A 25,881-nucleotide genomic window follows, 5' to 3' on the forward strand; every position below is an offset into this window, starting at 1 on the left:
CACGGTCGCCTTTTCCCTGCATCAGGGTGCGTGGTCGGCAGGCGGAAATGCCGCTTCCCGCTGCGCGCCAAAGCACTCCGGGCGGAAGTGAAACTTCTCCCCGTTATCCCGAAAAGACCCGTATGGCGGGCCTTCCGGCATTGGCACCGTAATTGCTCTTCCGACCCAAAGAGGTGGATTCACATGGCGACCATAGATTCCGATTACGTCAAAAGCATGGCCCAGCAGTTGGCCACGTACGAGGTGCAGAACGGCCTGAACAAGGCTGACCGCAACCAGTCCTCGTACCAGTCGCAACTGACTGCCGTGACCTCCCTGGAGTCGGCGCTCAAGACCTTCTCCTCGGCGGTAAAGAGCCTGCAGGGCGTGACCGGCAGCAACACCAGCATGCTGGTGAACAGCGCCACCACCAGCAAGGACGGCTACCTGACCGCCAAGGTCGACAAGAACGCCGTGCCCGGCAGCTACGACTTCTTCGTCGAACAACTCGCCACCAGCCACCAGCTGTCCTTCTCCGGCCTGCAGGCCGGTGATGTCGACACCCAGGGCACCCTGACCCTGACCCAGAACGGCAAGTCCTTCGACATCGACCTGAGCAAGATCGACACCGACGGCGACGGCAGCAACTCGCTGGACGAGCTGGCCGCCGCGATCAACAAGGCCACCGACAACACTGGCGTGAAGGCCACCCTGGTGCGCAGCAACGGCCAGGTATCGCTGGTGCTGGGGGCCGAGAAGTCCGGCGCGGACAACGCCATCAGCCTGTCGCTGAGCGGCACCGACAGCGCGAACAGCGCTTTCGAGAACGCCATCGGCAACCCGCAGGAACTGTCCAAGGCGCAGGACGCCCGCGTTCGCCTGGGTGGCGAGAGCGGCATGCTGCTGACCAACTCCAGCAACACCTTCGACAACATCATCGACGGCGTCAGCGCCACCTTCACCCAGGCGCAGAAGTCCGGCGAACAGGCCATTCGCCTGACCGTCGCGCAGGACCAGAGCGAAACCAAGAAGAAGGTGCAGACGTTCATCGACGCCTTCAACGCGCTGGCCGGCACCATCGACAGCCTGACGGCGGCCGGCGACCAGAACGGCAACGCCCGTGGCGCCCTGGCTGGCGACTCCAGCGTGCGCTCCATCGAGAACGCGCTGAACCAGATGGTTCGCACCAGCTTCGGCGGCGCCAACCTGATCACCCTGGGCATCAGCGCCGACCGTAACGGCAAGCTGACCCTCGACGCCACCCGCTTCGAGAAAGCCATTGCCAGCGACCCCGAGGCCCTGGACAAGCTGTTCATGGGCAAGGGCAACCTGCTCGACAGCCTGGACAAGGGCGTCGCCGTCTACACCAACAGCGTCAACGGCGTCATGAAGAACCGCAAGGACGCCCTGAACAACAGCCTGCGCCGCGTCGACGATGACTACGACAACCTGCAGAAGCAGTACGACACCTACTACGCGCGCTACCTCAAGCAATACACCTCGATGATGCAGACCATGCAGTCGATGGACCAGACCAGCGGGATGTTCGGATGACCGCCTACGGCATGAACGAAAGCTACGACAGTTACCGGATGATCGACCTGGAATCCAAGGCCGCCTCGTCCTCGCCCTATGAACTGGTGCTGGTGCTGTTCGACGGCCTGCTCGACGAACTGGCCCGCGCCCGCGGGCACATCGAGCACAAGCGCTACCAGCAGAAGGGCCGCTCCCTGGAGAAGTGCCTGAACATCCTCAACGGCCTCAATGGTGCGCTCGACTACGAGAACGGCGGCGAGACCGTACAGGGCCTGGCGCGCCTCTACGACTACTGCATCTATCGGCTCTCCGACGTCAGCGTGTCGCTGGAGGTCGCCGGCATCGACGAAGTGGTGCGCCTGCTGGGCATCCTGCGCGAGGGCTGGGAGGGCGTGAGTGCCGCACGTGGATGATCGCCAGCGCCTGCTGCAGCTGTACGAACGGCTGGGTCGGGCGCTGCAGCGCAAGGACTGGAAAGCCATGGGGCAGGTTGACCTGGCGATCCGCGCGCAATTGGTGGCGATGTCGTCGCAGACCGGTCTGGCAGCCGATGTGCTGCTGGCCAGGAAGCACCTGAAGCGCCTGCATGAGCAAGCGTCGCAGGCCTGCGCCGAGGAGTGCGAGCGCCTGCGCCGTCTCCTGCTCTCGCACCTGGAATACGCCGAGGGACGCTCGGCGTACATGCAGGTGGATACGTACCAGGAGGGTCGATAGACCGTGATCCAGCTACCGACCCAGTCCTTGCCAAGCACCGACCGCGATAGCGCGCCGGTGGCCGAAGCGCGCCCGCTGGATTCGCGCGGTGATGACGCCGGCGTCGCCGGTTTCCGCGCGCAACAACCGGCGCAGCTGAATGCCGGCGAACGGACCATCACCGTGCAGTCCTTCCTCGCGCAGTTCGACACGACGCAGGTCGAGGAGTCGCTGCAACAGCCCAGCGCTGCAGTGCCGGCCACGCCTGAAGCGCTGCCCGCTGAAACCGGCGATAGCGATGCGCCGGGCCCGCAGGCCGAAGAGGCTTCACCTTCCGGTGCCGAAAGCTGGCTCGCCGGCATGCTCAGTCAGGCCGGCCTGGTGGTGCAGGCGCGAGACAATCCGTCCGCGCAGACCCGCGCCCAGGTATCCGGTTTCGCTACCCAGACAGTGGAAACCTCCGCGCAGCCTGCGCCCGCCGCCGTGAAGCCGGAGGACATGCTGCTGCCGCCCGCCGAGCGTTCCGAAGAGCCCGCCAAAGCGACAGCGCCAGCGCCCCGCGAGGCCATCCAGAGCCAGGCGCAGACCCTGCTCCAGCAGCACTTGGCCGCCGCTGCGCAGGCGCCGGATTCCAGCGTGCCGGCGCTGCCGACCGTTGCGCTCGATGCGCGCCTGCCGGCCACCGACGGCAACGCACAAAATGCCGCCGCGACGCCAGCCGCACCGCTGTTCGACAAGCCGCTGCACCTCAAGGGCAACAACGAGGCCCACTGGGGCGAGCAGATGCTCGGTGCGCTGCGCGACAACGTCGAGCTGCAACTCGGCCAGCGCGTGCAGAACGCCACGATCCGCCTCGATCCGCCGGAGCTGGGCGCCATGGAGATCCTCGTGCGCCACGAAGCCGGCCAGCTCAACGTGCAGATATCCGCGTCCAACGGCGACGTGGTGCGCCTGCTGCAGGGCACCAGCGAGCGCCTGCGCCAGGAACTGGTCGGGCAGAACTTCCTGCAGGTCAACGTGCAGGTCTCGTCCGATTCGCAGTCCGGCCAGCAGGGCCAGCAGAACCGCCAGCGCTTTGCCGAGGAACAGCTCGCGGTTGCCGCCAACCCGCGCGACGCGCAGGTAGGCGAACGCTCCTCGCCGCGTGGCGACAGCGACGTACTGATTACTGTGTAGGCCGCCTGCGGCCCGCACTCCCACAGGATTATTCGAGAAACACCATGTCCACGCCGCGTCTCGTTCTACTGATGCTCATCGTGAATATCGCCGTCGTGCTGGGTGGCGTGTTCGTCAACTACAAGATGATCAAGTCCGCCAGCCTTGCCCCGGCCGTTGCCGCCTCCGACAAGGAGGGTGGCAAGGAAGGCGCCAAGGCGGAAGAAGAGCAGGAGAGCGCCGAATACCTCTTCGTGCCGGTGGAGAAGATCATCGTCAGCTCCCGTGGTGAGGATCGCGAGCACTACTTCGTGATCGACCTGGTGCTGCAGGCCAAGGCCGAGCAGGAGCGCAAGAAGCTCGAGAGCGTCGCGCCGATGGTGCGCAGCTCGGTGGTCGCCAACCTGACCCCGGAGAAGTTCGAAGTGCTGCGCGCGATGCCCATCGGCGACGTGCAGACGCGCCTGGAAAAGGCGGTGATCGACGACTTCGCCGCGCGCAAGGTGGTGGTGCCCTTCGAGCACGTGCTGCTCAGCAAGATGATCGTCCAGTAAGCCGTCATGCACGCCCTTCGCGATCCTGCCCCCAGCTATGCCAGCGGTGCCGGTGGCTACGCCAGCCCCGAAGGCGGCCATGCGCGCCTGTCGCCGGCGGCCGAGCAGCGCTGGATGATGCAGTACCTGCCGCTGGTGCGGCGCATCGTCAGCCAGCTGTCGCTGCAGGCCAACCAGGTGCTGGATCGCGAGGACATGGAACAGATCGGCCTGATGGGCCTGCTCGAAGGGCTGCGCCGCTACGGCGAGCCGGATGAGCAGTTCGGCCGCTTCGCCGCGCTGCGCATTCGCGGTGCCATCCTCGACGAACTGCGCCGCCAGGACTGGCGTCCGCGCCAGGTGCGGCAGCAGGCGCACAAGGTGCGCGATGCGATCCGTTCCCTGGCACGCCAGCTTGGCCGCGTGCCCAGCGACGAGGAAGTGCTCGCCGCCACTGGCCTCGACGAGGCGGGCTACCAGGATTACCTGCGCGCCGAATCCTCCGAGGCCATCGAGAGCTTCGATGCGCTGCTGCAGAACGGCCACGACGGCGTGCAGGGCAGCGGCGATGCGCTTGAGGAGCGCGTGCTCAAGGAGCGCCTGCTGGCCCAGGCGCTGGAGCGCCTCAACGAGCGCGAGCGGTTGATCCTCAACCTGTATTACCAGCACGAGCTGAACCTCAAGGAAATCGCCCTGGTGCTGGAGCTGACCGATGCGCGCATCTGCCAGCTGATGAAGCAGGCGATCGGCAAGTGCAGCCGCTTCCTCAACGACCCCGACCCTCTCTGAAGAACCCATAACCATGCAGAAAATCATCGGCGCCCTGATCATCATCGCCGCCGTGCTCGGCGGCTACGCCATGGCCCATGGCGACATGCGCGCACTCTGGCAACCGGCGGAGATGCTCATCATCCTCGGCGCCGGCCTGGGCACCCTGGTCGTCGCCAACCCGCGCGAAGTGCTGCTGGAGATGTGCTCGCAGATCAAGGGCGTGTTCGTCTTCAAGCGCCGTGGCGAAGAGTTCCAGCGGCAGTTGCTGATGCTTCTCTACGAGCTGCTGGAGATGGTCGACGTCGGCGGCCTGAAGGTGCTCGACGCGCACATCGAGGAGCCGGAGCAGAGCGACCTGTTCGCCCGCTACCCGCTGATCCTCCAGGAAAGGAACCTGATGGCGTTCATCGCCGACAACTTCCGTCTGATGGCCATGGGCAAGATCAGCGCCCACGAGCTCGAAGGTTTCCTCGAACAGGAGCTCGACGCCATGGAGCACGCCCTGCTGCAGCCGTCCAAGTCGCTGCACAAGGTCGGCGAGGCGATGCCCGGTTTCGGCATCCTCGCGGCGATCCTCGGCATCATCATCACCATGGGCAACATCGGTGGCTCGGTGGCCGAGATCGGCGCCCACGTGGCCGCCGCGCTGGTGGGTACCTTCTTCGGCATCTTCGTCTGCTACTGCCTGATGGACCCGTTGTCCAACGCCATGTCGCAGCGCGTGAAGACCGAGCTGTCGGCGCTGGAATGCGTGCGGACCACGCTGGTCGCCCACGTTGCCGGCAAGCCCACGCTGCTGGCGGTCGACGCTGGTCGCAAGCTGATCGAGCAGGACGTGAAGCCGGCCTTCAAGCAGCTGGAGACCTGGGTCACCCGCTATGAGGAAGAGCGGGACGCAGCATGAAGAAACGTGCCGACAAGCACAGCGAAGTCATCATCAAGCGCCGCAGCAAAAAGGGCCACGATGATGAACACGGCGGTGCCTGGAAAGTAGCCTTCGCCGATTTCACCCTGGCGATGATGGCGCTGTTCATGGTGCTGTGGATCGTCCACCCGCAGACCGAATCGCAGCCGGTGGCGGTGGGCGACCAGGATGCCAACCCGGTGGTCGATGGCGGCGCCGGCGTGTTCGATGGCGCCAGTCGTACACCCATTGAGCTGGACGGCATGCCGCAGCCGATCAAGACGCCGGAGAAGCCCGCGCCGCAGCTCGCGTTAGAGGCCGGCAAGCAGGGCAGGGCCGGCGAGCAGGCGAAGGATTCCAGCGTGCAGCAGGGCGGAGATGGCCGTCAGTACGACAGCAACGAGGACTTGCGCGAACTGGCCGAGCTGATCCGCGAGGTGTCCGGCAAGGTCGATGCGCTGGCCAACATCGAAGTGACCGTGGTGCCGCAGGGGCTGCGCATCCTGATCAAGGACGACCAGCAGCGTTTCATGTTCGTCCGTGGCCAGGCCACCCTCGACCCGCATTTCCAGACCCTGCTCGGCGCGCTGTCGGGCGTGCTGGCCAAGGTGCAGAACAAGCTGATCCTCAGTGGCCACACCGATGCCGTGCAGTACCGCCGGCCGGATGGCTACAACAACTGGAACCTCTCCGGCGACCGCGCCCTGCGCGCGCGCAACGTGATGGTCGACAGCGGCCTGCCGGCCGCGCACGTGTTGCAGGTGGCGGCTCAGGCGGACGTCATGCCGCTGCGCCCGGAGGACCCGGAGAACGGCGCCAACCGGCGCATCGAGATCCTCCTGCTGACCCAGCGCGCGGAGAGCCTGTACCGCGAAATCTTCGGCGAGAGCTATGCGCAGGTGCACTACTCGGAGTCGGGCGCGAAGCTCATCGAGCCGCAGCCGCAGCCGCAGCCGCAGCCGCAGCCGCAGCCGCAGGGGGAGGCGCCGGCTTCAGCGGCGCTCGAAGCAACGGCTCCTGCCAGTGCGGCAGAGCCGACGTTGAAGCTCTGAGAAGCCTCAGCGATTGCGCAGATGGCGCGGACAGAACACCTGGCGCGTCTCCACGCCGTAGAGGCAGCCGCCCAGGGGTTCGAGGGTGATGCGGGCGCCGCGCTGGCGGCCGTAGAGCAGGTTGAAGATCAGCTCGCTGTCCAGGCCGCTGTCGGCCTGCAGGTTGCTGATGCTGTTTTCCTCCACCTGCAGCTGGAAGCGCCCGCCCAGGTCGTTGCCGACCAGGCCGGAGACTTCGAGGATGTTGGCGTCCTGCTGGATCATCGAGTAGAAGCGCCCCTCGTGGAACATGGTGGTCTGGGCAATCTCCAGCACCTTGCCGTTGCCCAGCACCACTTGCCCGGAAGAGGCGTAGCGGCCGTCGATGGCCGAGGTGTTGTGGGCGTGCTTCCACAGCATGCCCAGCGCCAGGGTCAGGCAGATCACGCCGAACAGCGAAATCACCAGGCAGCGGCGGGCCGCGCCGACCTGGCGGCGTAGGTTCAGTTCAGGCACTTGCGCAGCTGCTCCTGGGGAATCCGGGCGACCTGGCTTTCATGGATCAGCAGCCAGTTGGAATTGCCTTCGGGTTGCACGCAGACCAGTTCGTAGAAGCCCGAGGTCATGTGCAGCATGAGGCCGATGGGGCGGCTGGCCAGGTCGGCCAGTTGGTGGGCCAGGGGGCGGGTGTTGCTGATCAGCCGTTGCAGGTCCTGTTCGTTGTCTTCGACGTAGGTGATCTGCAGGGAGCCGAGGTTCTGTTCGGCGGTAAGGACCGGGCTGCGAACCTGGGTGTAGTAGAAGGCGCCGGAGAGGACCAGCAGGCCGAGGATGCAGAGGCTGGCGGCGGCGAGTTTCAGGCGCCGCAGGTTCGTCGGTCGCAGCCCGGGGGCGGGAACGAGCTCCTCCAGCGGAATGACTTCCGGGGTGGCGTCGGTGATTTCCGCGTCCGGCTCGCTGGCCTGGCCGATCAGGTACTGCGGGTTGAACATGTAGCCGCGGCGCGGCAGCGTCTGGATGATCTGCCGCTGCTTCTCGTCCGCCAGCACCTGGCGCAGGGTGTAGATCTGCTGGTTCAGGCTGCCCTGGCCGACCACCCGGTCGGACCACGCATGGGTCAGCAGTTCATCGCGCGCCACCACGTCGCCCGGGCTCTGCAGCAGGCGTTCGAGCACGCGGCTGCCGGAAAAACCCAGGTCGATGCGCTCCACCTGGCCGTCACGGTCGAGGTCGAGTTGATAGAGCGCGGGATAGAACTGCGCGACGCAATCGGAACGCCCGGTACGGAGGGTCAGGCAGGCGATCGGCCGACTGTCCGCTGGCGTGGAAGTGAGTGTGTTCATCTTGCCCTTGCGAGCCGCTCCCTTGACGGTCGCGGGGAAACTCCATTTGTCCATGGAGGCAGAGGCATTATTTTGACGTCAGAAAAATGTGGGTGCAAGTTCTGAATTTTGCACACTCGTGCTTGCAATTTTCACACAAGCCTCGAAACCACTGGCGCAGAGGGGCTGCACCGCGACCGGTGGCCGCAATGCCGTCTGTCAGCGTACCCGCAGACAGCACAACGCCCCGCCGGGGCGGGGCGATGGCGGATCAGGACGCGCGAGGCGGGGGGCGCCTCGCGCTGGCCGGGGCTTAGCCCAGCAGGCCCATGATCATGCTGGGCATCTGGCCAGCTTGCTTGAGCATGGAGATGCCGGACTGCATCAGCATGGAGTTCTTGCTCATGTTGGCGCTTTCGACGGCGAAGTCGGCGTCCATGATGCGGCCTTTGGACAGGTCGGTGTTGTCCTTCATGTTGGCCAGGTTGTTGGAGGTGTGCTGCAGGCGGTTGATGTTCGCACCGAACTGGGCACGCAGGGCGCCGATGGCGTCCAGGGCATCGTTGGCCTTGTCGATGGAGCCGTTGGCGTTGGTGATGGTTTCCAGCTCGGTGCCGTCGGCGCTGGTGGCCTGGAACTGGGTGGTCAGGGCGCCGAAGGCGTCGGTCACGGCTTTCAGTTCAGTGGTGACGTCGACGTTCAGGGTCTCGGCCTTGTCCGAACCGATCTGGAAGGTTACACCGCCGGTGGCGCCGAACTTGCCGCTGGCGCCGTCGACGCCGAACAGCGCATCGCCGCCGAACTTGGTGTTGGCGATGATGTTCTTCAGTTCCTTGCCCAGTTCGTTGAACTCGGCGGACAGCGCCTTGCCGTCGTCGGTGGTGTTGGTGCCGTTGGCGGCCTGGGTAGCCAGGTCCTTCATGCGCTGGGTGATGTCGGTCAGCTCGCTGAAGGAGCCGTCGGCGGTCTGCATCAGGGAGATGGCGTCGCTGGTGTTGCGCATGGCCACGTCCATGCCGCGGGACTGGGCGTTCAGGCGGGTGGCGATCTGCAGGCCGGCGGCGTCGTCGGAAGCGGAGTTGATACGCAGGCCGGTGCCCAGGCGCTGCTGGTTGGTGGCCAGCAGGTTGTTGGTCTTGCCCAGGTTGGTCTGGGTGATCAGGGAGGAGTAGTTGGTTTGAATCGACAAGGCCATGGTGGACTTCCTGTATGAGCTGAATGAAGCCGGCGTTGTGCCTGCTGAAGGGGTAAGGCGACAGCTCGCGGGGAAGGATTAAGGGGGGATGAAAAAATTTGGCGCGGGGATTCCGGCGATACCGGCCGGCGCCGCGTGGGCATCGCCGGCCTGCGGCATGTGTCCTTTTACTCAGGATCGGTCATCTATCTTGTTGAGACATATCTGACAGCCCTGACGCCGGGGTGCGGCTAAGCTCCTCGGGTCCACAAGGCTGTGGATCGTTCGACCGAATCCCTCGTCCCGAACTGTGAGAAAGGAACCTCATGATCTCCGTCTACCAGCTCAAGTCCCGTTTCCAGAACCTGCTCCGCCCCCTGGTCACCCACCTGCACGAGCGCGGCGTCACCGCCAACCAGGTGACGCTGGCTGCCTGTGGCCTCTCCCTGCTGGTGGCGCTCACGGTCGCGCTGCTGGCCGGCCACGCCTGGATATTCCTGCTGATCCCCCTGTGGATGTTCCTGCGCATGGCGCTGAACGCCATGGACGGCATGCTCGCCCGCGAGTTCGGCCAACAGTCGAAGCTGGGCGCCTATCTCAACGAACTCACCGACGTGATCGCCGACAGCGCGCTGTACCTGCCATTCGCCCTGCTGCCGGGTGTGAGTCCGGCGCTGGTGGTGCTGGTGGTCCTGCTGGCGGTGATCAGCGAATACGCCGGCGTGCTCGGGGTGATGGTGGGTGCTTCGCGGCGCTACGACGGGCCCATGGGCAAGAGCGACCGCGCGCTGTGCTTCGGCGTTTTCGGCGCGGCCGTGGCGGCCGGGCAGCTGCCGCTGGTCTGGCTGAACCCGCTGCTGGCGCTGCTGGCACTGCTGCTGGTGCTGACTATCGTCAACCGGGTGCGCCAGGGGCTGGTCGAGCAGAAGGAGTCACAGGCCTGAGCCACGGTCGCCATCTCAGGACAGGGACCGGACAGTCCCGCAAGCCATCGAACAGAGGAAGTTATGCGCGAGTCTTCGAATCACCATTTCGTTACCCATGACGGCGTCGAGCTGTTCTACCGTCACTGGCCGGCTGTTGCCGGCAGTGGCGAGCCGCGCCGTGCGGTATTGCTGTTCCATCGCGGCCATGAGCATTCCGGGCGCATCGGCCACCTGGCCGATGAACTCGACCTGCCCGGCTTTGACGTTTTTGCCTGGGATGCCCGTGGCCATGGCGAGTCGCCTGGCGCGCGTGGCGATAGCCCGAGTTTCGGCACCAGCGTGCGCGATGTGCAGACCTTCGTCGAGCACATCGCCTCGACTCACGGCATCGCCATCAGCGACATGGCGGTGGTGGCGCAGAGTGTCGGCGCGGTGGTCGCCTCCACCTGGGTACACGACTACGCACCGCCGATCCGCAGCCTGGTGCTCGCCTCGCCGGCGTTCAAGGTCAAGCTCTACGTGCCCTTCGCCCGGCCGGGCCTGAGGCTGGCGCGCTGGTGGCGCGGCAACTTCTTCGTCAACAGCTATGTGAAGGCGAAATTCCTCACCCACGACCCCGAGCGAATCGCCTCCTACGACAGCGACCCGTTGATCGCCAAGGCTATTTCGGTGAACGTGCTGCTGGGCCTGTACGAAGCGGCCGACCGAGTGGTGGCCGACGCCCAGGCGATCCAGGTGCCGACGCAGTTGCTGATCTCCGGGTCCGACTTCGTGGTGCACCGCAAACCCCAGCAGCGCTTCTTCGACAACCTCGGCACGGCGCGCAAGGAACTGCACATCCTGCCCGGCTTCTTTCACGACACCCTCGGCGAGCTGAACCGCGAGCAGGCGACCACGCGCGCACGGCGCTTCATCCTCGAATGCTTCGCCCGCCAACCCGAGCTCGCCGACCTGCGCGACGCCGACCGCTTCGGCTACACCTGCGCCGAAGCGGAAGCACTGGCGACGCCGCTGCCCGCGTGGTCGATCCGCGATCTCTACTGGCGTGCGACCCGCGCCAACATGCGCCTCGGCCGACTGCTGTCCGACGGTATCAACCTCGGCTTCCAGACCGGCTTCGACTCCGGCAGCACGCTGGACTACGTCTACCGCAACCAGCCCGCCGGCGCGGGGCCGGTGGGCCGGATGATCGACCGCACCTACCTGGAATCCGCTGGCTGGCGCGGTATCCGCCAGCGCAAGGTGAACATCGAGGAACTGCTGCGCCTGGCCATGGCCAGCCTGCGCGAGCAGGGCCGCGAGGTGCGCATCCTCGACATCGCCGCCGGCCACGGACGCTACATCCTTGAAGCGCTGCAGGGCCTCGAGGCACTGCCCGAAAGTGTGCTGCTGCGCGACTACAGCGAGCTGAACGTGCGCGAGGGCTCGGCGCTGATCGAGCGCCTGGGCCTGAAGGAGCGCGCCCGCTTCGTGCAGGGCGATGCCTTCGATGGCGCCGACCTCGCCGCCGTCGAGCCGAAGCCGACACTGGCGGTGGTCTCCGGTCTCTACGAGCTGTTCGCTGACAATGCCATGGTCAGCGGTTCGCTGGCGGGTCTGGGCGAGGCAGTGGAAGAGGGCGGCTACCTGATCTACACCGGCCAACCCTGGCACCCGCAGCTGGAGCTGATTGCCCGTGCGCTCACCAGCCATCGCGCCGGGCAGGCCTGGGTAATGCGCCGCCGCACGCAAGGGGAGATGGACCAGTTGGTGGCCGCCGCCGGCTTCCGCAAGCTGGCCCAGCGCATCGACGAGGACGGCATCTTCACCGTCTCCCTGGCCCGCCGGGAGCACAGCTGATGGCGTCGATGCCGGCGCGCGATCCCGGAGTCCTGCGGCGCGCGGTGATCTGGCTGCTGTTCCTCGGGCCGTTCTTCTTCCTCAGCTATGGCTTTGCCAACTGGGTGGCGGGGCAGCGCGAATCGGTCGGTGTGCTGGTGTTCGACTGGGAGCGCGGCACGCCGCTGTGGCCCTGGACGATCATCCCGTACTGGTCCATCGACCTGTTGTACGGGCTGTCCTTCCTGCTGCCGCGTACCCGGCGCGGGCTGGACTGCCACGCCCTGCGCCTGCTCACCGCGCAGGTTGTCGCGGTGACCTGTTTCCTGCTGTTCCCGCTGCGCTTCAGCTTCGAACGACCGATGCTGGAGGGCGTCTTCGGCGTGCTGTTCGACCTGCTGATGGGCTTCGACAAGCCCTTCAATCAGGCGCCTTCGCTGCATATCGCCCTGCTGGTGATTCTCTGGGCCGCCTACGGTCGCTACGCCAGCGGCGCATGGCGGTGGCTGCTGCACGGCTGGTTCGCATTGATCGGCCTGTCGGTGTTGACCACCTGGCAACACCATTTCATCGACGTGCCGACCGGTGCGCTGCTCGGCTTCCTCTGCGTCTGGCTATGGCCGCGGGAGGTCCGCTCGCCGTTGCAGGCGTGGAGCCTCAGCGGCGATCCGCAGCGGCGTCGGCTGGCAGCCACCTACGGCGTCGGGGCGCTGCTCTGCCTGGTGCTGGCGCTGGTTGGCGGCGGCCTGTGGCTCTGGCTCTGCTGGCCGGCGGTATCCCTGGCGCTGGTCGCGCTGTGCTACCTGGGGATCGGTACGGTGGGCTTCCAGAAGCGCCGGGACGGTCGCCATTCGGTGGCGGTCTCCTGGCTGCTGGCGCCCTACTGGTTGGGCGCGTGGCTCAATGCGCGCTGGTGGACGCGCCGCCATCCGCAGCCGGATGAAGTGCTGCCGGGGCTCTGGCTTGGGCGCCTGCCGGACTGGTACCAGCCCCGGCATCTGCCGAGCCTGGCGATCCTCGACCTGTGCGCCGAATTGCCCCGCACTGCGCTGACCCGGCGCTACGAGTGCCTGCCGCTGCTTGACCTGGTAGCGCCCAGTGTCGAGCAGTGCCGGCAAGGTGCGGAGCTGATCCAGCGAATGCACGCCGAAGGCCCGGTGCTGGTCTGTTGCGCACTGGGCTACTCGCGCAGCGCCACGCTGGTGGTGGCATGGCTGCTGATATCCGGCCGTGCGGCCACGCTCGAAGATGCGCTGGCGCAGCTTCGCCACGCGCGTCCGCAGGTGGTACTCAAAACCGAACAACTGGCAGTGCTGGCGCAGATCGCCGGCCAGCCGAACCTGTCACAGGAGGTGAGTCATGTCGGTTGATCCGGCCCTGATCCTGGTGGCCAGCCTGCTGCGCCGCGGCAGCAGTCTCAATGGCTTGTCCTCGGCACTCACGGTGCTGGCGCTGGCCCTGGGTTTCTACGGCGTGCTGATGGCCAGCGCCACCCTGGCGTTCAGCCTGAGCATGGCGTTGCTGGTGCTGCTCGGGCTGGTGCAGAAGTTCTATGCCATGCGCGTGGCACTGGACGCCGACCTGTTCGAAGCCATGGCCAACGCCGGAGAGGCGCTGCCGGAGAAAACCCGGCAGCTGGACGACGCCCTGGCGACCTACGCCGGTGTGTCGGCGGACAAGACCGGCCGTCCCTGGAGCGAGCGCAGCCGTGGCGCGCTCGCCCTGTTGCGCCGGCAGGTGCAGCTCTGCGCCGCCCAGTGGCTCATTGCGCTGCTGTGCCTGATCACCCTGACTTTCCAATCCTGAGGAACGTACCCGCAATGCTGGAACGACTCTGCGCCTACGCCATCATTGCCGGCGCCCGTGCGGTGACCGGCCTGCGCAGCCTGTGGATCGGCACCACGCCGATCCCGGCGCAGCGCATCTACTACGCCAACCACAGCAGCCATGGCGATTTCGTCCTGCTCTGGGCCTCGCTGCCGCCGGAGCTGCGCTCGCGCACGCGGCCGGTGGCAGGCATGGACTACTGGGGCAAGGGCGGCCTGCGTGGCTTCATCATCAACCGTGTGTTCCATGGCGTGCTGATCGACCGCACGCGCGGCGCCGAGGGCGGCAACCCGCTGGAGCCGGTGGAGCGCGCCCTGGCTGACGGCGACTCGCTGATCCTCTTCCCCGAAGGTACCCGCAACCTCGACGAGGAAGTACGCCTGCTGCCCTTCAAGAGTGGCATCTACCACCTGTCCAGGGCCCATCCGCAGGTGGAACTGGTGCCGGTGTGGCTGGACAACCTCAACCGCGTGATGCCCAAGGGCCGCGCGCTGCCCTTGCCGCTGCTGTGCACCCTGAGCTTCGGCGCACCGCTGGCGGTGGAGGAGGGAGAGGCCAAGGAGGCCTTCCTCGAACGCGCCCGCGAGGCGCTGCTCAAGCTCGCCGCGCCGGAGGGTCGCTGAGATGAACCAGACCTGGCTGCTCTTCGGTGGCATCGGCGCCATCCTCGTCCTCGCCTCGCTGGTCGGCGCGGTGCTGCGCTGGAAAGCGCCGCCCGGGCCGCACGCGGTGATCGACAACCTCAACGCGCGGATCAACGCCTGGTGGGTGATGGTCGCGGTGATTGGCTGCGCCTTCGCCCTCGGTCACTGGGCGGTGATCCTGCTGTTCTACGGGGTGTCGTTCTACGCGCTGCGCGAATTCCTCACCCTGATGCCGACCCGGCGCAGCGACTATCCGGCGCTGGTGGCGGCGTTCTACTTCGTGTTGCCGATGCAGTACCTGCTGATCGGCATCGGCTGGTACGGGCTGTTCTCTATCTTCATCCCGGTCTACGTGTTCCTGCTGCTGCCGATCCTCGCCTCGCTGGGCGGCGACTCCAAGCATTTCCTCGAGCGCGCCTCGAAGGTGCAGTGGGCGCTGATGCTGGCGGTGTTCTGCATCTCCTACGTGCCGGCGCTGCTGACCCTGGAGATCGCCGGCTACGAAGGGCGCAACCTGTTGCTGATCGCCTTCCTGGTGATCGTCGTGCAGCTGTCCGACGTGTTGCAGTACGTCTGCGGCAAGCTCATGGGCAAGCGCAAGATTGCTCCGAACCTGTCGCCGTCCAAGACCCTGGAAGGCTTCGTCGGCGGCGTGACGCTGGCCACGCTGATCGGCGGCGCGCTGTGGTGGATCACGCCCTTCAGCTTCTGGCAGGCGCTGCTGATCGCCCTGATGATCAACATCCTCGGTTTCTTCGGCGGGCTGGTGATGTCGGCGATCAAGCGTGACCGCGGAGTGAAGGACTGGGGCCACATGATCGAAGGCCACGGCGGCATGCTCGACCGCCTGGATTCGGTGTGTTTCGCCGCACCGGTGTTCTTCCATTTCGTCCGTTACTGGTGGACCTGACCCCCGTCGGAAATCTTCCAGGCGCTCCGGGGCAGCCCCGCCGGAGCGCCGGTTCGCGGCTACGCTTGCTCTATTCCCTCGGAAATGTCGTACGGCAACGGAGTGTTTGGGCGTAGGCAGTCGAATCTTCACGGGGCCATGAAGCAATGAACATGCTCTTTCCGCGAATCACCGGCGGAGCTGCGTCTTGAGCAGCTCGGCGGGTGGCTTCCCGTTTACCTGCCTGGTCACCGCCATCGGCTCGTACTCGGCCGAATCGGTGATCTCATCGTTGCGCGAGCACTGGGGCGCGCGGGTGGTGGGGACCAATACCCAGCCCCGTGACTGGTGCACCACCTCGGCCTTGCTGGATACCTTCCATCGGGTTCCGGCGGCGAGAAATGTAACCGAGTATGTGGAGCGCATCCTCAGGATCTGCGAAGCCGAGCAGGTGACCCATGTGGTGCCGCTGATCGACCCCGAGGTCGATGCCTTTGCGCTGCACCACGAGGCGTTCGCCAAACGCGGCATCACGCTGTGCATGCAGCCGCTGGAGACCATTCGCGTCGCCCGCGACAAGTGGCTGGTGCACCAGGCCTTTCGCAACGATCCGCTGATCTGCACCATTCCCACCTGGCGCCTGGAAGACCTGCCCGTACCGGGGCTGGACCTGCCGCTGATCGCCAAGCCGCGCGACGGGCGTAACTGCGAAGGGCTGATGCAGGTGCGCGACGCGGATTTCATGCACTACGTGCGCAAGCGTTTCTCCGACCGCGATTACATCGTGCAGCCACTGCTGCCGGGTGAGGTCTGCGTGGTGGACGTGGTGCGCCAGCGGAGCAGCGGCGACTGGGCGGCCATGGCGCGCCAGGAACTGGTGCGCACGCCTACTGGCGCGGGCCTGACTGTGCGCATGCTGGCCGATCCGCAGCTGGTCGAGATGGCCGGACAGGTCGCCCGCGTGCTGGACGTGAACGGCTGCATCAATATGGAGTTCCTCGTGCAGGACGGCGAGGCACTGCTGATGGACGTCAACCCGCGCTTCTCCGGCGGGATCGCCTTCAGCCACCTGTCCGGCTACGACATGGTCGCCAACCACCTGCGCTGCTTCCGTGAGGCGCCGCTGGATGCGCCGGTGCTGCCGGCGCCGAGCATCCACGCGCGGCGGCTGGAGGAGGTGACCACGTTTGCCGCGCCGGCCGCTACGCCCGAATCCATCGTCGTGCTGCCGGGCTCGCTGGGCAGCGGTGACCGCAGCGCATCACTGTAGGAGCGGGCCATGCCCGTGATCGCGCGCCTGGCGCGCTCCTGCAGGGGAGTTCGGCAGTGAGCGGGGGCAGCATCAGAAGATGCTGCTCACCTCGCCTGACGCCGTCACCTTCGCCTCGATGATCTTCTGGCTGCGCAGGTTCTTCACGCGGATCACTTCGTCCTGCTTGCCGTTGGCCAGCGCCTCGCCGACGGCGCTGGCCTGGATGCCGTCCTGGCTGGCGACGATCTTCACCTGCTGGCCGCGCCGCACCCGCATTGCTCCATCGAGCAGTGCCGGCGTCAGCGGCTGGTCGGCGCGAATGCGGCGGCGGGCCGTCTTGCCGGCCACCTCGGCGATATCGGTGAAGTAGCCCCGCGAGCTCTTGCCGAGTTCCATCGGCGCGAGCTTGAGCTGCGCCGCGTCCAGTGTCTGGCCGCGCGCGATCTCGCCGCTGGCGATCACGGTCGGCAGATACACCGTGGGCTGGCTGATGAAGGTCACCGGCCAGCCGGATTGTCCCGCGCAGGAGGCTTCGAAACGCCGCCGCGCGGTGACCGCGACGGGCGCTTCGAGCGCACGCAGTTGCGGGCCTCCGGGGCAGGCGGCGAGCTTGCCCAGGCTGTTGGGCAGGTTGTTGTTCACCGTAAAAGTCATGCCTTTCCAGCCAGCCTTGCGCGCGGATTCCTTCAGCTCGGCGGCGACCTGCTGCTGCGCGGCGGTGTCGAGTTGCGCGCGCGCATCCTGGGCTTGTGCCAGGGCGGGAAGCAGCAGGAGGAAGCAGGCGGAAAGAGCCTTTCCGCATCCCGTCGCGCGGTGCGTCGAAAGCGGAAAAGCCGCGTTGCACGCGCTGTTATGTATTGCGCGTAAAGCCTTGTAAATCAACGACATGAAGCGATATTCCGGGGTGGGCATGCTTTGTGCTCTGTCGCTGCGCACACCGAAAGATGGCCGAACGACGAGAGCGGGTTGCGCGAATGAGTATACGGTTTGACGAGACCCTGGGTATCCACGAGAGAGCCCTCTCGCTGCACATGCAGCGCAGCGAAATCCTGGCCTCCAACCTGGCCAACGAAGACACCCCCGGCTTCAAGGCGCGGGACATCGATTTCGCCGCCGAGATGCAGCGCCAGGACAGCTCCGGCGTCCTGCTGGCCAGCGCTGGCACCAACATCAATGCCGCGCGCCCGGACCTGAAGTACCGCATCCCCAACCAGCCTTCCCAGGACGGCAACAGCGTGGAGCTGTCCACCGAGCAGGCGGAGTTCTCGCGCAACGCGATGGATTTCCAGACCAGCCTGACCTTCCTGACCCTGAAATTCCGCGGCCTCAAGCAGGCCATCGAAGGACGCTGACGCCATGGCATTCGATTCCATCTACCGCATCGCCGGCTCGTCGATGAACGCGCAGACCGTGCGCCTGAACACCGTGGCGAGCAACCTGGCCAACGCCGACTCCGCCGCCAACAGCCCGGACGCTGTGTACCAGGCGCGCAAGCCGATGTTCGCCGCCGTCTACGAGAACGACCAGCTGACCCGTGGCGCCGGCATGGGCGGCGCCCACGTGCAGGTGCTCGACGTGGTGACCTCCGGTCGCTCGCCGCAGCGCCGCTACGAGCCGGGCAGCCCGCTGGCCGACGCCACCGGCTACGTCTACTACCCGGACGTCAACGAGATCGAAGAGATGACCGACATGATGTCCGCCACCCGCAGCTTCGAGACCGGCGTGGAAGTGCTCAACCGCGTGAAGAGCATGCAGTCCAGCCTGCTGAAACTGGGAGACGCCTGATGAGTACGGTCAACAACGACACCAGCACCACCACCAGCGGTACCTCGTCCGACACGCCCAAGCAGGCGGTCAACCTCGGCGAGCTGACCGACATGGAGAACAGCTTCATCACCCTGCTGGTCGCCCAGGTGCAATACCAGGACCCGACCAAGCCGGTGGACAGCACCGAGTTCATCAACCAGTACTCGGCCATGGCGCAGGTCAAGAGCATGCAGAACATGACCACCCTGCAGCAGAACAACCTGGTGCTGATGGACAACCTGCAGACCCTCACCGCCGCCGGCCTGGTCGGCCAGGAAGTGAAGGTCAGCGCCGACAGCCTGCAACTGGACGGCGACAAGGTCAGCGGGCAGATCACCCTGGAGCACGCCTCGGCCACCACCGTGCTGCAGCTCACCGACGCCAACGGCGTGCGTACCGACATCACCCTCGGCCCGCAGGAAGCCGGTGCCGTGCCCTTCAGCGTGGACCCGCAAGCGCTTGGCCTGAAGCCCGGCAAGTACAGCCTGGCGGTCAAGACCGAGAGCGGCGAGACGCCGGGTATCGAGGTGTCCGGCCTGGTGCACAACGTCCGCGTCAGCGCCGATGGCCCGGTGCTGGAAGTCGAGGGCGCAGGCTCGGTGCCCTTCTACAAGATCGTCGAATTCAGTCAGGGCCAGGCCGCCTGAGCGCCTGCTTCCCCCCTCTTAGGATGAGATAACGCCATGAGCTTCAACATCGCCCTGACCGGCCTGAACGCCGTCACCCAGCAGCTGGACACCATCAGCAACAACATCGCCAACTCCGGCACCGTGGGCTTCAAGTCCTCGCGCACCGAGTTCGGCAGCGTCTACGCCGACGGCAAGGGCATGGGCGTGGAAGTCGCCGGCACCACCCAGAGCATCAGCCAGGGCGGTTCGCTGGTGTCGACCAACCGCGCACTGGACCTCGCCATCTCCGGCGGCGGCTTCTTCGTGGTCAAGAGCGGCAATGGCGACACCCAGTACACCCGCGCCGGCGTGTTCAGCCAGGACAACGCCAACTACCTGATCAACGCCACCGGCCAGCGCCTGCAGGGCTACCCGACCGACGCCGCCGGCAACCTGCTGGTGGGCACCGTCTCCGACCTGCAGGTGAAGACCGCCAACCTGCCGGCCAAGGCCACCGACAAGCTGGAGTTCGTCGCCAACCTCGACTCCAACGAGACGGTGCCGACCATCTCGCCGTTCGACCCGCAGAAGGTGGAGACCTACAACTCCACCTACACCAGCAAGATCTATGACTCCCAGGGCAAGGAGCACACCCTGACCCAGTACTTCGTGCTGACCGGCACCAACACCTGGGACGCGCACTACGCGGTGGACGGCAATGCCGTCGGCGCCACCCAGTCACTGACCTTCGCCCCCGACGGCTCGCTGTCCTCGCCGATCGCTTCGGTGCCGGTGGGCTTCACCCTGCCCGGTGTCGACCCGATGAACATCTCGCTGGACTACACCGGCACCAGCCAGTACGGCTCGGACTTTGTCGTCACCACCAACCGCACCACCGGCTACGCCGCCGGCGAGCAGACCGGCATCGCGGTGGAGAACGACGGCAAGGTCTACGTCAACTACAGCAACGGCCAGCGCATGCTGCAGGGCCAGGTTGCCCTGGCCAACTTCATCAACAGCGGCGGCCTGCAGAACCAGAGCGGCACCGCCTGGACCGAGACCTCCGCCTCCGGCGCCCCGCTGATCGGCGTGCCCGGCATCGGCCAGTTCGGCTCGCTGTCGGCCGGAAACCTGGAAGGCTCCAACGTCGACATCACCCAGCAACTGGTGGGCCTCATGGAAGGCCAGCGCAACTACCAGGCGAACACCAAGGTGATGACCACCGACAAGGAACTCACCCAGGTCCTGTTCTCGGCCATCTAAGGACTCGTCATGGATCGCCTCGGCTACACCGCAATGACCGCCGCCAGCCGTAGCATGGCGGCGCTGGACGTGCGCGCGAACAACCTCGCCAACGTCAACACCCCCGGTTTTCGCGCTGACCTGGAGCACGCCACCGCCGTCGATGTGAGCGGCGCCGGCTATGACAGCCGCCACCTCGCGCGCATCGAGAGCAGCGGCGTGGACATGAGCGCCGGCACCCTGATGGCCACCGGGCGCGACCTCGACGTCGCCATCCAGGGCCAGGGCCTGTTCGCCGTGCAGAGCGGCAACGGCGAGGCGTACACGCGCCAGGGCAACCTCGAGATCGACGCTGACCGCCAGCTCATGATCAACGGCCGCGCCGTGCTCGGCGAGGGCGGGCCGATCACCCTGCCCGAGTACGACGCCATCGCCATCGGCAGCGACGGCACCATTTCGGTGATGCCTCGCGGTGATTTCATGATGACCGACGTCGACCGCCTGAAGCTGGTGGACGCGCCGGCTGCCTCTCTGGTGAAGAACGCCCAGGGCCTGCTGGTGAGCAAGGACGGCCAGAACGTCGCCGCCAGCGAGGACGTGCGCCTGGTCTCCGGGCACCTGGAGCAGAGCAACGTCTCGGCCATCGACCAGCTGGTGGGGACCATGAGCCTGAACCGCCGGTTCGAGACCCAGGTGAAGATGATGAAGGCCGCCTCGGATCTTGCCGAGGCCGGCGACCGCATGATCCGTGGCGGCTAACCCGCGGCGCGCAGACAGGAGCACAACATGAGTTCGGCACTTTGGGTCAGCAAGACCGGCCTGGCAGCCCAGGACACCGCGATGTCCACCGTGGCCAACAACCTGGCCAACGTCAACACCGTCGGCTTCAAGAGCGACCGCGCCGTCTTCGAGGACCTGTTCTACCAGGTGCAGCTGCAACCTGGCGCCCAGGCTGACCAGGTCAACACCGTGCCCTCGGGCATCCAGCTGGGCAGCGGCGTGCGCGTCGTCGGCACGCAGAAGGTGTTCACCGAAGGCAGCATGCAGACCACCGGCCAGCCCATGGACCTGGCCATCGTCGGCAGCGGCTTCTTCCAGGTCGAGGCGCCCAACGGCGATACCTACTACACCGAGAACGGCCAGCTGCAGCTGAACAACGAAGGCATCGTGGTCAACGCCCAGGGCCTGCCGCTGACGCCGAACATCGAAGTGCCGGCCGGCGCCAGTCGCTTCACCGTCGGCAGCGACGGCATCGTCACCGCCGTGCTGCCGGGCGAGACTCTGCCCACGGAGCTGGGCCAGATCACCCTGGTCAGCTTCACCAATCCGGCGGGCCTGGAAGCCCTCGGCGGCAACCTCTACAAGGAAACCGCCGCCAGCGGCGAGCCGCAGGAAGGCACGCCGGGCGAAGAGGGCCTGGGTAATCTCAAGCAGGGCGTGCTGGAAGGCTCCAATGTGCAGGTGGTGGAAGCGATGGTGAACATGATCGCCATCCAGCGCGCCTACGAGGCCAACGCCAAGGTGCTCGACGCCGCGTCGGGCATGCAGCAGTTCCTCAACCAGACGGTCTGACCATGACGCGCCTTGCCCTGCTGCTCGCCCTGGCGCTGCTCGCCGGATGCCAGAGCTTCGACGAGATGCTGCCGGACGAGGATTCCTCGACCTACCAGCCCCCGGAGCTGGACTACAGCCAGCCGCCGACCACCAGCGGCGGTCTGTTCCGTTCCGGTTATGGCGGCTCGCTGCTGCGCGACAAGCGCGCCATCGGCGTCGGCGATATCGTCACCGTGGTCCTCAGCGAGTCCACCCAGTCGAGCAAGAGCGCGGGCACCAGCTTCGGCAAGCAGTCCAGCCTGGATGTGCCGGTGCCGACCATCCTGACCAAGGACTACGGCGGCCTGGAAACGTCCGCCACGGCCAACCGCGACTTCACCGGTTCGGCGAAAAGCTCGCAGCAGAACACCCTCTCCGGCTCCATTGCGGTGACCGTGCACAAGGTGCTGCCCGGCGGCGTGCTGCTGGTGAAGGGCGAAAAATCCCTGCGCCTGAACCAGGGCGACGAGTTCATCCGCCTCACGGGGCTGGTGCGCATCGACGACATCAACCGCTCCAACCAGGTGTCCTCGCAGAACGTCGCCAACGCCAAGATTTCCTACGCCGGGCGCGGCGTGCTCAACGACAGCAACTCGGCCGGCTGGCTGACGCGCTTCTTCACCCACCCGCTGTTCCCGATGTAAGCAGGCGAGCACTCCATGCGTAGACATCTTTCCCGCCTGCTGGCGCTGCTGTGCCTGTCCTGGCAGGTCGAGGCGCTGGCCATCCCGCTGCTCGACCTGGTGGACATCGAAGGCGTGCGCGAGAACCAGCTGATCGGCTACGGCCTCGTCGTCGGCCTCGACGGCACCGGCGACAAGAACCAGGTGAAGTTCACTAACCAGTCGGTGGCCAACATGCTCAAGCAGTTCGGCGTGAACCTGCCGCCGAACGTCGACCCGAAACTGAAGAACGTCGCCGCGGTAAGCGTCACTGCCAGCGTGCCGCCGTCCTACAGCGCCGGACAGACCATCGACGTCACCGTGTCCTCGCTGGGCGACGCCAAGAGCCTGCGCGGCGGCCTGCTGCTGATGACGCCGCTGCAGGGCGTAGACGGCGAAGTCTATGCGCTGGCCCAGGGCAACCTGGTGGTCGGCGGCCTGCATGCACAGGGCCAGAGCGGCTCCAGCGTGTCGATCAACAGCGCCAACAGCGGCCTGATTCCCAACGGCGCGACCATCGAGCGGATGATTCCCAGCGACTTCGCCCAGCGCCCGGACGTGATGCTCAACGTGCGCAAGCCGAGCTTCCAGACCGCCAACCAGGTGATGAACGCGGTCAACGAACGCTTCGGCTCCGGCACCGCCACTGCGCTGGACGGCACCAAGGTGTCCGTCCGCGCCCCGGTCAGCCTGGCCCAGCGCACCAGCTTCATGGCCATGCTCGAAGGCATGGAAGTGCAGGAAGGCCGCACCCGGCCCAAGGTGGTGTTCAACAGCCGCACCGGCACTGTGGTGGTCGGCCAGGGCGTGCGCGTGAAAGCCGCCGCGGTCGCCCACGGCTCGCTCACCGTGACCATCAGCGAGAACCCCCAGGTCAGCCAGCCGGGGCCCTTCTCCAACGGCACCACGGCGGTCACCCCGCAGTCGGACGTCTCGGTCAGCCAGGACAAGAAACCGATGTTCAAGTGGCCCGAGGGCACCAGCCTGGAAAGCATCATCAACACGGTGAACAGCCTGGGCGCGACGCCGGATGACGTAATGAGCATCCTCCAGGCGCTGGAGCAGGCCGGCGCGCTGAATGCCGAGCTGGTGGTGATCTGATGAGCATCACGTCCCTGAACCGTCCCATCGTGCCGAGCGGCCAGCCTGGCGAGTCGCCCGAGCAGATTCGCCGCGAGCAGCTGCAGGCGGCCTCCGAACAGTTCGAGGCGATGTTCCTGCAGCAGATACTCAAGCAGATGCGCAAGGCCGGCGACGTGCTCTCCGCCGGCAGCCCGCTGCGCAGCCGCGACCTCGATACGATGCGCGATTTCTACGACGAAGCGCTGGCCGAGCACCTCGCCTCGCGCAAGCAGACCGGTATCGCCGACCTGCTGGTGCGACAGCTCTCTGCCGAGCCTGCCGACACCACCGAGCCGGTGGCGCTCGCCGACAGCGGCGAGGCGCTGCGCCGGCACTCGGTCTCCAGCCGCAACCCGCTGGTGGATACCTGGCAGCGTGGCGTGGACCGTCTCGCCCACGCTTGGCAGCAGGGCACGGCGGGCTTCCGCACCCTGGTGGACAGCGTGATCGGCCAGGAGTCCGGCGGCAACGCCGCCGCCGTCTCGCCCAAGGGCGCGCGTGGCTTGATGCAGCTGATGCCTGACACCGCCCGCGAAGTCGCCGGCGAACTCGGCCTGCCCTACGACGAGCAGCGCCTGACCAGCGACCCGGCGTACAACAAGGCCCTGGGCAGCGCCTACCTGGGCAAGATGCTTGATCGCTACGACGGCCAGCACGTGCTCGCCCTGGCCGCGTACAACGCCGGCCCCGGCAAGGTCGATGAGTGGCTGAAGAACAACGGCGATCCGCGCAGCGGACAGATCGGCATGGCCGACTGGGTGCGCAGCATTCCCTTTGAGGAAACCCGCGACTACACCCTCGGCGTGCTCCGTCGCGTGCGCGAGGCCCAGGCGCCGGCGCGCATCCCCGGCAGCGGCCTGTCGCCGGAGAGCGGCCTGAAGCACGCGCCGCAGGAAGGATTTAAGCGCCACAGTGATTACGTCGCCTATCAGGGACAACAGCCCGAATTTGTTTCCCGACCGGCCTCGGCGGCGTTTGCCCAGCCGATCCGCCTCGAGTCGAAGGAGAATGCCTCTTGAGTATGTTGAGCCAGATCGGCTACAGCGGCCTGCGCGCGGCGCAGATCGCCCTGGCCACCTCCGGCCAGAACGTCGCCAACGCCAACACCCCCGGTTTCAGCCGGCTGAGCCCGGTGCTCGCCTCGCTGTCCGGCGAGGGTGGTCTGAACGTTGGCGGCGGTGTGACGGTGACCAGCATCCGCCGCATGGCCAACGACTTCCAGAACCAGCAGCTGTGGCGCGCCACCACCGAGCAGAGCTACTACGACAGCGGCCAGCAGTATCTGTCCGCGCTGGAAGGCCTGATGGGTGGCGAAGGCTCGAGCATCAGCGTCGGCCTGGACAACTTCTTCGCGGCGCTCAGCGAGGCCACCGCCACGCCCGGCTCGGTCGCCCTTCGCCAGCAGATCGTCAACGAGACCAAGAACCTCGCCCAGCGCTTCAACGGCCTGTCCGGCAACATCGACAGCCAGCTGCGCGCCCTGCAGGAGCAGCGCGGTTCCATGGTCGGGGAGATCAACGGCCTGACCAGCAACCTCGCCGCGCTGAACAAGCAGATCGTCGAAGTCGGCTCTTCCGGAGGCGATACCACCGCGCTGCGCGACCACCGCGAGAGCCTGGTGCAGGACCTCTCCAAATACGCCTCGATCCGCGTCAACGAAGTGGCCGACGGCTCGCTCACCGTCTCCCTCGCCAACGGTCAGCCGCTGGTGGCCGGCAACTCCGCCGGGCAACTGGCGATCAGCCGCACCGCCAGCGGCGAGCAGGAAATCGCCCTGACCTTCGCCGGCACCAGCTTCCCCCTGGCCCAGGACGGCATGGGCGGCTCCCTCGGTGCGCTGTACGACACCGAGTACGACACCCTGCGGCCGAACCAGATCGCCCTGCACGAGATGGCCGGGCAATTCGCGCAGATGGTCAACGACACCCTGGCCAATGGCTTCGACCTCAACGGCAACGCCGGCCAGGCGTTGCTCACCTACAACGCCGGCAGCACCACGGCGATGCTCAGCGTGAATGACCTCAAGCCCGAGGAGCTGGCGCTGTCGGATACCGCGGGCGAGTCCGGCAACAACGTGAACCTGCTGGCGCTGCTCGATCTCAAGGGCCAGTCGATCACCATCGACGGCAGCCAGGTGACCCTCAACGACGCCTTCGCCGGCCTGCTCGGCAAGGTCGCCAGCGCCAGCCGGCAGAACCAGGCCGACCAGAAGACCGCCACCACCGTGGCCACCCAGGCGCAGGCCCAGCGTGACAGCGTCAGCGCGGTGAGCCTGGATGAAGAGGCGGTCAACCTGATCACCTACCAGCAGGCCTACCAGGCCAACATGAAAGTCATCAGCACCGCCAAGGAGCTGTTCGACTCGATGCTCGCGGCCTTCTAGGGCCCTGGCTA

Annotated in this window: 29 protein-coding genes; 25 read left to right on the forward strand and 4 right to left on the reverse strand. The window is 66.4% G+C overall.

The window, feature by feature from the left end:
• The first annotated feature begins 183 nt into the window (after positions 1-183).
• From fliD to IB275_RS01175, 8 genes are read left to right on the forward strand one after another with little or no spacing between them, the layout of a single operon-like run.
• Positions 184-1,533 carry a flagellar filament capping protein FliD gene (gene fliD, locus IB275_RS01140; protein ID WP_192294066.1) on the forward strand — a complete coding sequence of 450 codons (1,350 nt, stop codon included), beginning with the start codon at positions 184-186 and terminating at the stop codon, positions 1,531-1,533.
• Complete coding sequence (gene fliS, locus IB275_RS01145; RefSeq protein ID WP_037017149.1) at positions 1,530-1,928, forward strand: flagellar export chaperone FliS; 399 nt, start codon at positions 1,530-1,532, stop codon at positions 1,926-1,928. Before fliD ends, fliS begins: the two co-directional genes overlap by 4 nt.
• The gene (locus IB275_RS01150) at positions 1,912-2,229 is read left to right on the forward strand and encodes a PDDEXK family nuclease (protein ID WP_192294064.1); all 318 of its coding nucleotides are present in this window, start codon (positions 1,912-1,914) and stop codon (positions 2,227-2,229) included. Before fliS ends, IB275_RS01150 begins: the two co-directional genes overlap by 17 nt.
• A gap of 3 nt (positions 2,230-2,232) precedes the next feature.
• The gene (locus IB275_RS01155) at positions 2,233-3,384 is read left to right on the forward strand and encodes a flagellar hook-length control protein FliK (protein WP_192294062.1); all 1,152 of its coding nucleotides are present in this window, start codon (positions 2,233-2,235) and stop codon (positions 3,382-3,384) included.
• A gap of 44 nt (positions 3,385-3,428) precedes the next feature.
• Positions 3,429-3,917 (forward strand): flagellar basal body-associated FliL family protein, encoded by a 489-nt coding sequence (locus IB275_RS01160; RefSeq protein ID WP_192294060.1) that lies wholly within the window; start codon positions 3,429-3,431, stop codon positions 3,915-3,917.
• Positions 3,918-3,923: 6 nt separating this feature from the next.
• Entirely contained in the window at positions 3,924-4,685 is a 762-nt protein-coding gene (locus tag IB275_RS01165; protein ID WP_225601782.1) for a FliA/WhiG family RNA polymerase sigma factor, read from the forward strand.
• Positions 4,686-4,698: 13 nt separating this feature from the next.
• The gene (motA, locus tag IB275_RS01170; protein ID WP_192294058.1) at positions 4,699-5,571 is read left to right on the forward strand and encodes a flagellar motor stator protein MotA; all 873 of its coding nucleotides are present in this window, start codon (positions 4,699-4,701) and stop codon (positions 5,569-5,571) included.
• Entirely contained in the window at positions 5,568-6,623 is a 1,056-nt protein-coding gene (locus IB275_RS01175; protein WP_192294056.1) for a flagellar motor protein MotB, read from the forward strand. The genes motA and IB275_RS01175 overlap by 4 nt, the downstream gene beginning before the upstream one ends.
• A gap of 6 nt (positions 6,624-6,629) precedes the next feature.
• On the opposite strand, the gene IB275_RS01180 is transcribed toward IB275_RS01175, so the two are convergent.
• The 3 genes from IB275_RS01180 to lafA all read right to left on the reverse strand — a co-directional run bounded on the left by IB275_RS01180 (position 6,630) and on the right by lafA (position 9,119).
• Positions 6,630-7,118, reverse strand: coding sequence for a hypothetical protein (locus IB275_RS01180; protein WP_138213250.1), 489 nt, complete (start codon positions 7,116-7,118; stop codon positions 6,630-6,632).
• On the reverse strand, positions 7,106-7,945 hold the full coding sequence (locus IB275_RS01185; RefSeq protein WP_225607731.1) for a transcriptional regulator: 840 nt from the start codon (positions 7,943-7,945) through the stop codon (positions 7,106-7,108). The genes IB275_RS01180 and IB275_RS01185 overlap by 13 nt, the downstream gene beginning before the upstream one ends.
• 292 nt (positions 7,946-8,237) lie before the next feature.
• Complete coding sequence (lafA, locus tag IB275_RS01190) at positions 8,238-9,119, reverse strand: lateral flagellin LafA (protein WP_138213248.1); 882 nt, start codon at positions 9,117-9,119, stop codon at positions 8,238-8,240.
• 305 nt (positions 9,120-9,424) lie between these two features.
• Between lafA and IB275_RS01195 the strand changes: the two genes are divergently transcribed.
• From IB275_RS01195 to IB275_RS01225, 7 genes are all read left to right on the forward strand, one after another.
• Positions 9,425-10,042 carry a CDP-alcohol phosphatidyltransferase family protein gene (locus IB275_RS01195; RefSeq protein ID WP_192294052.1) on the forward strand — a complete coding sequence of 206 codons (618 nt, stop codon included), beginning with the start codon at positions 9,425-9,427 and terminating at the stop codon, positions 10,040-10,042.
• A 63-nt stretch (positions 10,043-10,105) separates the two neighbouring features.
• Complete coding sequence (locus tag IB275_RS01200; protein ID WP_192294050.1) at positions 10,106-11,863, forward strand: bifunctional alpha/beta hydrolase/class I SAM-dependent methyltransferase; 1,758 nt, start codon at positions 10,106-10,108, stop codon at positions 11,861-11,863.
• Between the two features lie 8 nt (positions 11,864-11,871).
• Positions 11,872-13,212, forward strand: coding sequence for a phosphatase PAP2/dual specificity phosphatase family protein (locus tag IB275_RS01205; protein WP_192294687.1), 1,341 nt, complete (start codon positions 11,872-11,874; stop codon positions 13,210-13,212).
• Positions 13,202-13,648, forward strand: a complete 447-nt coding sequence (locus tag IB275_RS01210) for a hypothetical protein (protein WP_151188977.1) — start codon at positions 13,202-13,204, stop codon at positions 13,646-13,648. The genes IB275_RS01205 and IB275_RS01210 overlap by 11 nt, the downstream gene beginning before the upstream one ends.
• 14 nt (positions 13,649-13,662) lie before the next feature.
• The gene (locus IB275_RS01215; protein WP_192294048.1) at positions 13,663-14,292 is read left to right on the forward strand and encodes a lysophospholipid acyltransferase family protein; all 630 of its coding nucleotides are present in this window, start codon (positions 13,663-13,665) and stop codon (positions 14,290-14,292) included.
• 1 nt (position 14,293) lies between these two features.
• The gene (locus tag IB275_RS01220) at positions 14,294-15,223 is read left to right on the forward strand and encodes a phosphatidate cytidylyltransferase (RefSeq protein WP_138213243.1); all 930 of its coding nucleotides are present in this window, start codon (positions 14,294-14,296) and stop codon (positions 15,221-15,223) included.
• Positions 15,224-15,410: 187 nt separating this feature from the next.
• Entirely contained in the window at positions 15,411-16,472 is a 1,062-nt protein-coding gene (locus IB275_RS01225; protein WP_192294046.1) for an ATP-grasp domain-containing protein, read from the forward strand.
• A gap of 72 nt (positions 16,473-16,544) precedes the next feature.
• Here IB275_RS01225 and flgA read toward each other — a convergent pair whose 3' ends face one another.
• Positions 16,545-17,366, reverse strand: coding sequence for a flagellar basal body P-ring formation chaperone FlgA (gene flgA / locus IB275_RS01230; RefSeq protein ID WP_192294044.1), 822 nt, complete (start codon positions 17,364-17,366; stop codon positions 16,545-16,547).
• Positions 17,367-17,428: 62 nt separating this feature from the next.
• On the opposite strand from flgA, the gene flgB reads away from it, so the two are divergent.
• The 10 genes from flgB to flgK are packed head-to-tail and all read left to right on the forward strand — an operon-like array spanning position 17,429 to position 25,870.
• Entirely contained in the window at positions 17,429-17,806 is a 378-nt protein-coding gene (flgB, locus tag IB275_RS01235) for a flagellar basal body rod protein FlgB (protein ID WP_192294042.1), read from the forward strand.
• Positions 17,807-17,810: 4 nt separating this feature from the next.
• Positions 17,811-18,239 (forward strand): flagellar basal body rod protein FlgC, encoded by a 429-nt coding sequence (gene flgC, locus IB275_RS01240; protein WP_081518767.1) that lies wholly within the window; start codon positions 17,811-17,813, stop codon positions 18,237-18,239.
• Entirely contained in the window at positions 18,239-18,907 is a 669-nt protein-coding gene (locus IB275_RS01245) for a flagellar hook capping FlgD N-terminal domain-containing protein (protein WP_192294040.1), read from the forward strand. The genes flgC and IB275_RS01245 overlap by 1 nt, the downstream gene beginning before the upstream one ends.
• A 36-nt stretch (positions 18,908-18,943) precedes the next feature.
• A complete protein-coding gene (gene flgE / locus IB275_RS01250; protein WP_192294037.1) occupies positions 18,944-20,131 on the forward strand; it encodes a flagellar hook protein FlgE in 1,188 nt (395 codons plus the stop codon).
• A gap of 9 nt (positions 20,132-20,140) precedes the next feature.
• Complete coding sequence (flgF, locus tag IB275_RS01255; protein ID WP_192294035.1) at positions 20,141-20,869, forward strand: flagellar basal-body rod protein FlgF; 729 nt, start codon at positions 20,141-20,143, stop codon at positions 20,867-20,869.
• Positions 20,870-20,896: 27 nt separating this feature from the next.
• Positions 20,897-21,682 (forward strand): flagellar basal-body rod protein FlgG, encoded by a 786-nt coding sequence (gene flgG, locus IB275_RS01260; RefSeq protein WP_081518763.1) that lies wholly within the window; start codon positions 20,897-20,899, stop codon positions 21,680-21,682.
• Positions 21,683-21,684: 2 nt separating this feature from the next.
• Entirely contained in the window at positions 21,685-22,347 is a 663-nt protein-coding gene (gene flgH / locus IB275_RS01265) for a flagellar basal body L-ring protein FlgH (protein ID WP_138213236.1), read from the forward strand.
• A 15-nt stretch (positions 22,348-22,362) separates the two neighbouring features.
• Positions 22,363-23,466, forward strand: coding sequence for a flagellar basal body P-ring protein FlgI (locus IB275_RS01270; RefSeq protein ID WP_192294029.1), 1,104 nt, complete (start codon positions 22,363-22,365; stop codon positions 23,464-23,466).
• The gene (locus IB275_RS01275) at positions 23,466-24,506 is read left to right on the forward strand and encodes a lytic transglycosylase domain-containing protein (RefSeq protein WP_192294027.1); all 1,041 of its coding nucleotides are present in this window, start codon (positions 23,466-23,468) and stop codon (positions 24,504-24,506) included. Before IB275_RS01270 ends, IB275_RS01275 begins: the two co-directional genes overlap by 1 nt.
• A complete protein-coding gene (flgK, locus tag IB275_RS01280) occupies positions 24,503-25,870 on the forward strand; it encodes a flagellar hook-associated protein FlgK (protein WP_192294016.1) in 1,368 nt (455 codons plus the stop codon). The genes IB275_RS01275 and flgK overlap by 4 nt, the downstream gene beginning before the upstream one ends.
• The last annotated feature ends 11 nt before the right edge of the window (positions 25,871-25,881 follow it).

This window comes from Pseudomonas sp. PDM21 (genome assembly GCF_014852505.2).
Lineage (GTDB): Bacteria > Pseudomonadota > Gammaproteobacteria > Pseudomonadales > Pseudomonadaceae > Pseudomonas.